Annotated in this window: 10 protein-coding genes; 4 read left to right on the forward strand and 6 right to left on the reverse strand. The window is 61.3% G+C overall.

All coding sequences use genetic code 11. The features are described 5' to 3' along the window. Nucleotides 1-53 precede the first annotated feature (53 nt). The gene (locus ACAX43_RS22515) at nucleotides 54-701 is read left to right on the forward strand and encodes a glutathione S-transferase family protein (RefSeq protein ID WP_370710618.1); all 648 of its coding nucleotides are present in this window, start codon (nucleotides 54-56) and stop codon (nucleotides 699-701) included. Nucleotides 702-807: 106 nt separating this feature from the next. Here the strand turns inward: ACAX43_RS22515 and ACAX43_RS22520 are convergent, their stop codons facing one another. Together ACAX43_RS22520 and ACAX43_RS22525 are read right to left on the reverse strand one after the other, a co-directional pair. Continuing rightward, a complete protein-coding gene (locus tag ACAX43_RS22520; RefSeq protein ID WP_370710619.1) occupies nucleotides 808-1980 on the reverse strand; it encodes a pyridoxal phosphate-dependent aminotransferase in 1173 nt (390 codons plus the stop codon). Nucleotides 1981-2104: 124 nt separating this feature from the next. Continuing rightward, a complete protein-coding gene (locus ACAX43_RS22525) occupies nucleotides 2105-2593 on the reverse strand; it encodes a putative toxin-antitoxin system toxin component, PIN family (RefSeq protein ID WP_370710620.1) in 489 nt (162 codons plus the stop codon). 57 nt (nucleotides 2594-2650) lie between these two features. On the opposite strand from ACAX43_RS22525, the gene yaaA reads away from it, so the two are divergent. Further along, nucleotides 2651-3433, forward strand: a complete 783-nt coding sequence (gene yaaA / locus ACAX43_RS22530; RefSeq protein ID WP_370710621.1) for a peroxide stress protein YaaA — start codon at nucleotides 2651-2653, stop codon at nucleotides 3431-3433. A 34-nt stretch (nucleotides 3434-3467) separates the two neighbouring features. Beyond that, nucleotides 3468-4622 (forward strand): M14-type cytosolic carboxypeptidase, encoded by a 1155-nt coding sequence (locus ACAX43_RS22535; protein ID WP_370710622.1) that lies wholly within the window; start codon nucleotides 3468-3470, stop codon nucleotides 4620-4622. 122 nt (nucleotides 4623-4744) lie between these two features. On the opposite strand, the gene ACAX43_RS22540 is transcribed toward ACAX43_RS22535, so the two are convergent. From ACAX43_RS22540 to ACAX43_RS22555, 4 genes are all read right to left on the reverse strand, one after another. Continuing rightward, nucleotides 4745-5410: a BspC domain-containing protein gene (locus ACAX43_RS22540; protein WP_370710623.1), complete on the reverse strand. Its 666-nt coding sequence runs from the start codon at nucleotides 5408-5410 to the stop codon at nucleotides 4745-4747. A gap of 170 nt (nucleotides 5411-5580) precedes the next feature. Continuing rightward, the gene (locus tag ACAX43_RS22545) at nucleotides 5581-6255 is read right to left on the reverse strand and encodes an energy-coupling factor ABC transporter permease (protein WP_370710635.1); all 675 of its coding nucleotides are present in this window, start codon (nucleotides 6253-6255) and stop codon (nucleotides 5581-5583) included. Between the two features lie 112 nt (nucleotides 6256-6367). After that, complete coding sequence (locus ACAX43_RS22550) at nucleotides 6368-7243, reverse strand: LuxR C-terminal-related transcriptional regulator (RefSeq protein WP_370710624.1); 876 nt, start codon at nucleotides 7241-7243, stop codon at nucleotides 6368-6370. Between the two features lie 217 nt (nucleotides 7244-7460). Beyond that, nucleotides 7461-8675, reverse strand: a complete 1215-nt coding sequence (locus ACAX43_RS22555; RefSeq protein WP_370710625.1) for a DUF2863 family protein — start codon at nucleotides 8673-8675, stop codon at nucleotides 7461-7463. Nucleotides 8676-8946: 271 nt separating this feature from the next. On the opposite strand from ACAX43_RS22555, the gene ACAX43_RS22560 reads away from it, so the two are divergent. Next, nucleotides 8947-10047 carry an AI-2E family transporter gene (locus ACAX43_RS22560; RefSeq protein WP_370710626.1) on the forward strand — a complete coding sequence of 367 codons (1101 nt, stop codon included), beginning with the start codon at nucleotides 8947-8949 and terminating at the stop codon, nucleotides 10045-10047. The last annotated feature ends 164 nt before the right edge of the window (nucleotides 10048-10211 follow it).

Genomic DNA, 10211 nt, shown 5'->3' on the forward strand with positions numbered 1-10211 from the left:
CTGCTTTGATTGTGACGAGCGGTCTCAAACAACCCGAAGGAAGGAGACACCCGATGATCAAGCTGTGCGGTTTCGCGCTTTCTAACTATTACAACAAAGTGAAGTTCGTGCTCCTCGAACACGGTATTCCGTTTGAGGAAGTGTCCGTGCTGCCGAGCCAGGAAGAGACCATGCTCGGCCATTCCCCGCTCGGCAAAGTGCCGTATATCCAGACCGAACATGGCGATCTGTGCGAATCGCAAAGCATCGTCGAGTATCTGGCCGCGCGATTTCCCGACAAGGCGATTTTTTCCGCCGACCCATGGGAGGCGGCCAAGGAGCGGGAACTGATCATGTTCATCGACGTGCATCTCGAACTGACCGCGCGCAATCTCTACAAAGAGGCGTTCTTTGGCGGCACCGTGACCGAGGCGACCAAGGGGCGTGTCGAGAAACTGCTCGCGCATCACATCGCCGGCTTCAAGCGGATTGCGAAGTTCGGGCCGTATTTGCGCGGCGAGCGTTTCAGTGTTGCCGACGCGGCAGGTTACGTGAGCTTGCCGCTGGTGGGCATGGCGACGCAGACCATCTACGGCCGCGATTTTCTGCTCGACGCCGGCGTGGACTGGAAAAGCTATGTGAAGATGATCAACGCACGGCCTGCTGCGCAGCGCGTGACGGAAGACCGTCAGGCGTATATCGCGGCGTCGCGCGCCGCCTGACGGCCGGTGGCGCAGATGGAATGAACCCGGACGTTCGACACACGCCCGAGCTGCTGCGCGCGATGGCGAGGAACGTGGGCTCGTTCGCGGCATCGCGAGGGGCATCCTAGAGCCGCGCCAGCCGCTCGAGCGCGGAGGCGAGCGTGCCTTCCTGCTTGGCAAAGCAGAAGCGCACCACGCCCGATTCATGCGCCTCGTGATAGAACGCCGACACTGGAATCGCCGCCACGCCGATCTCGCCGGTCAGCCATTGCGCGAATTCGGCTTCGGGCAAATCGCTGATCGCCGAATAGTCGACGCACTGAAAGTACGTGCCCGTGCACGGCAGCAGCCTGAAGCGGGAGTTCGCGAGGCCGGCGCGGAAGAAGTCGCGTTTCTTCTGATAAAACGCGGGCAGATCGAGATACGGTGCCGGGTCGTTCATGTACTCCGCAAGGCCGATCTGCATGGGCGTGTTGACCGTGAACACGTTGAACTGGTGCACCTTGCGGAATTCAGCTGTGAGCGCGGCGGGTGCGGCGACGTAGCCGACTTTCCAGCCGGTGACGTGATAGGTCTTGCCGAAGCTCGACACCACGAAACTGCGCTGCGCCAGTTCGGGATAACGCGCGACGCTTTCGTGCGGCGCGCCGTCGTACACCATGTGTTCATAGACTTCGTCGGACAAAATCAGCACGTTGGTGCCGCGCACGATTTCTTCGAGCTTGCGCATGTCTTCGGCGCGCCAGACTGTGCCGGTCGGGTTGTGGGGCGTGTTGATCAGCAGGAGTCGCGTTTTCGGCGTGATCGCGGCGGCGAGCTTGTCGAAGGGGATTTTGTAGTCGGGCGCGTCCAGCGTGACGAAAACCGGCTTGCCGCCGGCCAGTTCGATCGACGGCAGGTAGCTGTCGTAGTTCGGCTCGACCACGATGACTTCGTCGCCCGGATGCACCGTGCAGAGAATCGCGGTCAGCAGCGCCTGGGTGGCCCCGGCCGTCACGGTGATCTCGCTGGTGGCATCGTAGCGGCGGCCATACAGGTTCGCAATCTTGTCCGAGATCGCCTGGCGCAGTGGCGCTGCGCCTGCCATCGGCGGATATTGATTGTGGCCGTCGCGCATCGCGTTCGCGACCGCGTCGACAATGCGGGGATCGCAGCCGAAGTCGGGAAAGCCCTGGCCGAGATTCACCGCCCCTTTTTCGGCGGCGAGCGCGCTCATCACGGTGAAAATCGTCGTGCCGACATCCGGCAGGCGCGATGGAAACGAGGGACTCATGGGCGTTTCGTGCGGTGCATTCATGGCGCTGTCCGGAGCGTGGGCGGGTGGTGGTGAAAGACGTCGTTTAAACGGGCGAAGCCTGATTGTAGGGAATCGCGGCGCCGTGTGCGCGCAGTCGGCCCGACATTGGCCATCCGGCCAGGGGTCATACCGGCGCGGGCTCGTCCGCAATTGTCATATAGGCGCTGACGAACGGCGCCGGCTGCGCAATCTGGAAACCGAAGTCACGCGCAATCCGCTTGGCGAGCTTCAACACCGCACGATCTTTCGACACCAGCCAGTCAGCCTGCGCGGCGTGGGCGAGCTCGAGAAATTTCTGGTCGTCGCGGTCTTTGCATTTGGGCAAAGGCCTGCCATCTTCCGCCGGCGCCGCGGGTTCGACCAGCTGCGCGAGCCGCGCGACGACGGCAAGCGCGGTCGCCTTGTCGACATTTCGATGCACGAATTGCGGATAGTCGAGCACGTAGGCGAGTTCGGCGAGACAGCGCGCGTCGATCAGCGCAGCCAGCGCACCGCTTTCGAGCGCGGCGCGGATCGGCCGCGTGTGCGGATCGTCGAACACGAGAATATCGATCCACACATTGGAATCGAGGACAACGCGCAAAGCGCCGTGTGAGGCATGGGAACCGGGCATTCGTTACAATCTGGCTTTCGTCTTTGACCGCCAGGCACGGCGTGCCTGCAAGCCTCTATGATAATCGTTCTGTCGCCGGCGAAATCGCTCGACTACGAAACCCCTCCGCACGTCAAAAAGCACACGATCCCCGATTTCGTCGACGACGCGGCCGAATTGATCGGCGGATTGCGCCGTTTGTCGCCACAGCAGATCGGCTCGTTGATGAGCATCTCCGATCAGCTTGCGCACCTCAATTTCCAGCGTTACGCGGACTGGTCGCCGACCTTCGGCACGCACAACGCCAAGCAGGCGGTACTCGCGTTCAATGGCGACGTGTACGAAGGCTTCAACGCGAAGACGTTGTCGTCGGCGGATCTGGATTACGCGCAGCGCCACGTGCGAGTGCTTTCCGGCCTCTACGGATTGCTGCGCCCGCTCGATCTGTTGCAGCCGTACCGGCTCGAAATGGGTACGCGCTTTGCCAACACGCGCGGCAAGGATCTTTACGCATTCTGGGGCGAGCGGATCACGCAGGCCTTGAACGCGCAATTGAAGAAGAACGCTGTCGCGTCGCGCGTGCTGGTCAACTGCGCTTCGGGTGAGTACTTCAAGTCGGTCAAGCCCAAGCTGCTCGACGCGCCCATCGTCACGCCGGTGTTCGAAGACTGGAAGGGCGGCCGCTACAAGATCATCAGCTTCCATGCAAAGCGCGCGCGCGGCCTGATGGCGCGCTACGCGGTCGAAAACCGCCTCGACAAGCCCGAGCAGTTGAAGGACTTCGATTACGAGGGCTACGCGTTCGACGCCGAAGCCTCGAACGATTCCACTTACGTATTCCGCCGCCGCATCGCTGACTAAGCGATTGCCGCACACACAAGCAGGGAACAACATCATGACGTTATCGATTACGAGCAACTTCGACGCAGGTGCGATCGAAGTGCTGTCTTGCGAAGACGCTGGCAATATCCGTCTACGCGTGCGGCCCGACAGTCACGCCGAATTCGCGCAGTGGTTTTATTTCAGGTTGTCCGGCGCGGCAGGCGAGCGTTGCGTGATGAGTTTCGAAAATGCCGCGGCGTGCGCCTTCGCCGAAGGCTGGCGCGACTATCAGGCGGTGGCCAGCTATGACCGCGTGAACTGGTTCCGCGTGCCGACTTCCTACGACGGCCGCGTGCTGACGATCGACCACACGCCGGATTTCGATCGCGTTTACTACGCGTATTTCGAGCCGTATAGCGAGGAACGTCACTCGGAGTTTCTAGGCGCGGTTCAGCAGATGCCGCAGGCCACGCTCACAGAATTGGGCCGGACTGTCGAAGGCCGGCCGATGTCGCTGCTGACGCTGGGCACGCCGCAAACCGGTGACACGCCCAAGAAGAAGATCTGGCTGATCGCGCGCCAGCATCCTGGCGAGACGATGGCCGAATGGTTTATCGAAGGTCTCGTAAAACGCCTCGCGGGTTGGGGCGATTGGGCGGGTGATCCGGTCGCGCGCAAGCTCTACGATCACGCGGTGTTCTATATCGTGCCGAACATGAATCCGGACGGTAGCGTGCACGGCAATTTGCGCACCAACGCGGCCGGTGCGAACCTGAATCGCGAGTGGATGGCGCCGGACGCCGCGCGCAGTCCCGAGGTGCTGGTGGTGCGTGATGCAATTCACGCGACCGGTTGCGATCTCTTTTTCGATATCCACGGCGACGAGGCACTCCCGTACGTGTTCGTGGCCGGCTCCGAAATGCTGCCGGGTTTCACCGAGCGGCAGGGGCAGGAGCAGAAGGCGTTCATTGAAGCGTTCAAGCATGCGAGTCCGGACTTCCAGGACAAACATGGCTACGCCGCGAGCAAGTATCGCGAGGACGCGCTCAAGCTGGCTTCGAAGTACATCGGCAACGAATTCGGCTGTCTGTCGTTGACGCTGGAGATGCCGTTCAAGGACAACGCCAATCTGCCTGACGAGCGGGTGGGGTGGAACGGCGAACGCAGCGCGTCGCTGGGCGCCGCGATGCTGCAGGCGATTTTGCGGCACGTGGAGACGTTCGCCTAACAGGACGCTCAATAAAGAAACGGGGCACACACTCTGGAAGTGTGTGCCCCGATTTTTGTTGAGTGCCGGCATGGGCATGGCCCGTGGTGCGGGCTGCTTGACTCGGCTGCGGGGCTTGCCCGTTATTGATGCTTTTTCGCCGGTGCCTTCTTCGTGGCCGATTTGCTCGAAGACTTGCTGGAAGTCGCTCTCGAAGATTTGCCCGAGCTTGCCTTCGAAGACTTTCCGGTCGCTTTCTTCGTGGTCTTGCCGCTTCCCGAGTGCTTGCCCTTCACACTTTTATGCTTTCCCGACGACGCTCGCGACCCCGTAGACCCGGAGCTATGCGCACGGGCCGGCGGCACCGGATCGTTCCAGCTGAACGCCAGCATCTGGGTGCCGACGTAGCCGCAGCGGAACTTGAGATCGGCGGGGTCTCCGCCGCCGCTCTGGCGGACACCAAGACCCTCGACGGTAACGATGTTGTCTACCTTGACGCGCTGCTTGCCCTCGTCGAACGAGTCGTTCCAGGGCGTGACCGACGCATGCGCGCTGTCGAAAGAACTAGGTGGAAACTCGACATGATCGAAGGCAGTCGATGTGCTTGCAACAAAATTGCCATGCGCGGCGCAGTCCGCGACTAGCGGGTCTGCATGCATGTCATTGACAAATTTGTTGACGAGATCGTTGTGCTGTTCGAGTTGATCGGCGAATGCGGGAGCAGTGCAGATGAGCGAGAGACCCGCTGCAAATGTTGCTAACAAGCCGACCACCCGCAGCAATCGGCGCGGTACGTTGGTGCGATCCATCTAGTTCTTCGTTAGGCGCTAATAAGACATAAGGCACGTAAGATGCCTGGCGAGAGGGATGAGTTCAATCCTGACACAAATATTTTGTCCCGTCGTGGTGCCTGAGCTCAGGCGTGCATGTGTCCAGATGGCCGATTGCCGCGGAAAACGTGCTCGACGCCGTGCCCGTGTCAGGTGCGTGGTCCGCCCAATCGATATCGACGCACATCATAAGTGGTGACCCACGCCGGGCGGTAGACTGCGATCAACGCGGTCGACATGCCCGTGAACCAGGCCTCGCCGGTGGCTAGCAGAAGTACGCTGAGCGCGTAGCCGGCCGGCACCACCGTCATTGAACCGTCAGCGAGCGCGATGTGAATGCCGAGCGCCGCAGTCGCCGTGAGCGATACGGCAATCGCGGGTGAGACAAAACCCTGGCCGAAGATAAACATGAAGAGGTTGCGCGGCAGCCACGCAATGCTGGCGCGCTGAATCAAGGTTGAGATGCCGACAGGCAACGCACCGAACACGAGGAAAGTCAGCGCGATGCCCTGCCAAGGGGCGTCGAAGACGACAGCGGCAAGACCGGTGACTATCGCCATTGCTATCAGCGCCAGTGCCCAATCGAATAAGGTGACGACCAGCGTGGCGCCGAGCAGATGCATGACGGTGCCGTCGTCGAGCCAAGCGTTGCTCGCCCACAGCACCGACACCGCGACGATGATCGCGAGCCAGACATGCTGAAGTGTGCCGTCCTGAAGTCGTTTGAAAGGATTTTTCCACAGCGCGAGCGCGACCACTATCGCAGTGGCGATCCAGCCACCGACAGCGACCCAGAACGGAAGCGGTGTGTAGAGGAAACCCATGTATCTCATATTACTCGTTGGACGAGAAAAGGTGTGAGCGGATTCCATGCCAGCCGGCGCGAACGCTGCCGGAAAGTGCGCGTTCCGATTCTGGCGCGCGCGCCGGCGGACATCATTTGGAACCTGGCTTAACTGGCTCCGACGGCGGCCCGGCTGGAACCTCGCCATAAGGCGTACTCGGCTCGGCCGCCATTGGCAGTGTGTCGACCGTGTCGTTACACGGCAACGGATACTGGAAGCGCCGCCCCGTGTGGCGCCGCAACGGCACCACCCCGGCCTGCCCCATTACAGGATGAACCGGACCTACGCCATCGTTGCGCAGTACTTGCAAATGGACCGACAGCCAACCGTTGTATAGCGCGACCGCAGCAGCGCGATTAGGCGCTCCGAGTTGCTGAAATATGCTGGTCAGATGGATCTTGACCGTGCCTTCACTGATGCCGAGCGTGCGCGCGATCATCTTGTTGGTGCTGCCCATATGGACGCAGCGCATGATCTGCTCCTGGCGCGGCGACAAGCCGTTGGAAAGTTTTACGCGGCGCGGTGGAGGGCTCTTCTCATCGAATGGCCGGATGGTGGCATCCGGCGGCAGCGGCGGACTGAGCGCCAACGCTCCGGCCGGCACATAGTGGCCGCCCAGCAGTACCATCTCGAAAGCGCGCACGATCAGGGACGGGTCGGTTTCGCGCGGCACCACACCGAGCACGCCTTCGTCCATAAGATTTCGTACGGCAGTTGGCGAGACTTCGTCGGCCAGCACGGCTATGCGCAGGTCTGGGTAGCGGCTGAGCAGATGACGGGTATCCGCGACCGACATCCAGTCCTGCCAATCGATCACGAGCAAGTCGGGACGCTGACGCTTGAGCGTGCGTTCAACCTGACGCCAATCTTGTGCTTCATTAAAACGCGCCAGCCGGTCGATTTGCCGCAGTAGTGCTTTGAGCCCATCGCGTCGTTCCGCGTTTGAGTTAAGTATTGAGAATCGCATGCCATGTCTCCAGATGAATCGGGCGAAGTGACGCGATGCAGGCGCCCGGCGAAGGAGCCGAAGGCGTCACGATGCGTCACCGGCCCTATGATGACAAATTCCCTGCAACTTGACGGCCTGTCCAAAAGGCATAAGAGGAATGACATAAAAAAAGCCCCGCGCGAGGCGGGGCTTTCCGATTTCGACAGTGCGGCGCAATGGCGCCCGCGCCGATGGGTCAATGGAAATGCGGCTGCGCGGGCTCCGCGTCCTCAGGCATTTCGGCGTGGACGATTTCGCCGAGCGGGTCGGCATAGAGCGGGACGCCACAGTCATCGCAATATTCCGGCTCGAAACGGCCCGCGTGGCGGCGTACGTCTGTCACGCCGGTTTCCTTGAGCAGCGCGACGATTTCTTCGAGCGGGTCGTCCGACGCGGCGCTCTCTTGCGGTTCTTCATCGATGCCCGGCTCGCCGTTCTCGCGGCCGTAAAGTGGCCATACGACGCCGTAGATCACATCATTGCTGCCCCGGCGCGTGAAGCCGACGCGGTATTCGTCGATACGGCGCTCGCCGAAGCCCGCGACAACCGCGCGCAACTCCTGCGGCGCCGCGCCGATCGTGTCGAGCAGATAGCGCACTGCGGTGCGTACCGTGTGAGGGCGCACGCATTCGTCGGCGTCACGGCACGCCGAATAATAGGCATCCGGCAGCAGACACTCGAACTCACATCCGGGCAGCACCAGCGACAAATTGGCGCCCCCTTGCGTTGCCCATTGTTCGAGGCATTGCCCGCGCTCGATCCGATTGCCGTGTTCTTCTTCCTGCCAGCGAAATGCCGGCTCTCCTACCGGCGCCGCAACCACGGCGAGGAGGAAGCGCGGGTCGGCCAGAATTGGTGAAGTTTCCGGCAGTTCGCCGAAATTGAGCTTGACGTTGCCGCCGGCCATTGCTGCCTGAGCGAGCTGCTGGGCAATGCGCCAGGTTTCGACGTGGTGACGCGGCAGCTGATCGATGCTGTACAGAAACGGCACCATGGCGACACGCGTATTGGCCGCGAGTACGTGCGCCTGCAGATGCGCGCGCAGCGCGTCGGCTGCGTCGGCTTTGAGTGGCCCGGATGGAATCATGTAGCGAGTCCAGGCCAGCACCGGCGCGGCGATCAGCAACGCTTCATAGGGAGTGCCTTCATGTTCGACGATGAACGACTCGCTGTGGGTTTCCGCCATGTCGGCGAGTGCGCCGTAAGCATCGGGATGATTTTGCTGCAGATGATCGAGCGCGGCGTCCAGCGTAGTCTGGTTGGCGTTGCGGACGATTTTGGCCAGCAGCGCATCGAGCTTCGCTTCCCAGAAGCGGTCTTCGGTGCGGCTGCCCGACGCGAAAAGCGCGAGCGAAAGACCGACAAGTTTGTCGGCATCGGGGGGGAGACGTTTGGCGATTCGCGAGCGCATAAATCCGGAATTTGGGGTGCACAGAACCTTATATTCTAGTCTTTTCTACGACGCCATATTATTTGGTCAGCAATGCCGGATGGATTAAGACGTTTCCACATGGAAAAATCAGCCCCTTTCGGGCGCCTCCAGCGCGTTGCATGGCGGCTTGGCTGGATGGTATAAGACGTCCCCGGGAGCGTAACTCGCTTCTATACTGGCAGCCTTTAGAGGGTGCCTGGCAAGCGTATGTTTATCCGTCGTCGGGGTCTGGCACAACAGGAGATTTTTAGTGAAATCGGACCAACTGATTGAACGTCTCGCCGCTGTGTTTGCGTTGATCATATTGGTAGGCGGCTCATTGCTGGTGCTGGCGCCTTTTACGACCGCGCTGCTGTGGGGCGCCATTCTCAGCTATAGCTCGTGGGGCTTGTATCGTCGACTGACTGCGGCAGTCGGCGGCCGGCGCAAGCTAGCCGCGACGTTGATCGTGCTCATCATTCTGGTTGTGGTGCTTGGACCGTTTGTCTATGCGGGCTTTGCTTTCGGCGCGCACGTTCACGACATCGTCGCGTTGGTGGGGCGGCTCTTCGACGCCGGCTTGCCGGATTTGCCGCCGTGGGTTGGGCGAATCCCGCTGGTTGGTTCGAGCATCGAGACATTTTGGGGGAGTGTAACGAGCAGCAACTCTGAACTGATCGCGCAAACGCGTGCGCTCGCGGCGCCGGCCGGCAAGTGGATTCTGGCGGCTGCGATTGCCGTTACGCACGGTCTGGGTTTGTTGGCGCTGAGCATAGTGCTGGCGTTCTTCTTTTATACCGGAGGGGAGGGCGCGGCGGCCTGGCTGAGGGCGGGCATGCGGCGCATCGCCGGCGAACGCGCCGATTACTTGCTGGCGCTGGCGGGCAGTACGGTGAAGGGCGTGGTCTACGGGATTCTCGGCACGGCGCTTGTGCAAGGCATTCTTGCCGGCTTTGGTTGCTGGATTGCGGGCGTGCCGGCGCCGGCGCTGCTTGGGCTGGCCACTTTTTTCCTGTCAGTGATACCGGGCGGCCCGGTTGTTGTCTGGTTGCCCGCGGCGATCTGGCTGTATCACGGCGGGGCAACCGGCTGGGCGATTTTCCTTGTCGTATGGGGTGTGTTGGTCGTCGGCATGTCCGACAATGTCATCAAGCCGATCCTGATTGGCAAGAATAGTGACATGCCACTCATCCTGGTGATGCTGGGTATCTTGGGCGGTGCGTTTGCTTTTGGCTTCCTCGGTGTTTTTATCGGCCCGACTTTGTTGGCGGTTGCCTATACCGTGCTGCACGATTGGACAATCGGCGCTCCGGGAGCGCGCGCGTTGGCGCCCGATGTGAACGCGCCGGTTGTCGATGAACCGGGCGCATAAAAAGGCGCCTTGAAATAATTCCCGATACCGCTTGCAAGCCGCCGTCTGGCTCGCTAGAATCTCGCTCTTTCGTGCTTCGGACACCGGAGCACGGGGGCGGGAGAGCCAGCAATGGCGGGGGTTTCCGGTGCGTCGGGCAGGGTGATGAAGCTGAAGAAACCTGT

This window comes from Paraburkholderia sp. IW21, from assembly GCF_041321145.1.
GTDB lineage: Bacteria > Pseudomonadota > Gammaproteobacteria > Burkholderiales > Burkholderiaceae > Paraburkholderia.

What these genes read in the sequence shown, in the direction of transcription:
- ACAX43_RS22550 (WP_370710624.1), bottom strand. Translation starts at nt 7,243, where the DNA reads ATGCGATTCTCAATACTTAACTCAAACGCGGAACGACGCGATGGGCTC.
- ACAX43_RS22520 (WP_370710619.1), bottom strand. Translation starts at nt 1,980, where the DNA reads ATGAATGCACCGCACGAAACGCCCATGAGTCCCTCGTTTCCATCGCGC.
- ACAX43_RS22545 (WP_370710635.1), bottom strand. Translation starts at nt 6,255, where the DNA reads ATGGGTTTCCTCTACACACCGCTTCCGTTCTGGGTCGCTGTCGGTGGC.
- ACAX43_RS22535 (WP_370710622.1), top strand. Translation starts at nt 3,468, where the DNA reads ATGACGTTATCGATTACGAGCAACTTCGACGCAGGTGCGATCGAAGTG.
- ACAX43_RS22525 (WP_370710620.1), bottom strand. Translation starts at nt 2,593, where the DNA reads ATGCCCGGTTCCCATGCCTCACACGGCGCTTTGCGCGTTGTCCTCGAT.
- ACAX43_RS22555 (WP_370710625.1), bottom strand. Translation starts at nt 8,675, where the DNA reads ATGCGCTCGCGAATCGCCAAACGTCTCCCCCCCGATGCCGACAAACTT.
- yaaA (WP_370710621.1), top strand. Translation starts at nt 2,651, where the DNA reads ATGATAATCGTTCTGTCGCCGGCGAAATCGCTCGACTACGAAACCCCT.
- ACAX43_RS22515 (WP_370710618.1), top strand. Translation starts at nt 54, where the DNA reads ATGATCAAGCTGTGCGGTTTCGCGCTTTCTAACTATTACAACAAAGTG.
- ACAX43_RS22540 (WP_370710623.1), bottom strand. Translation starts at nt 5,410, where the DNA reads ATGGATCGCACCAACGTACCGCGCCGATTGCTGCGGGTGGTCGGCTTG.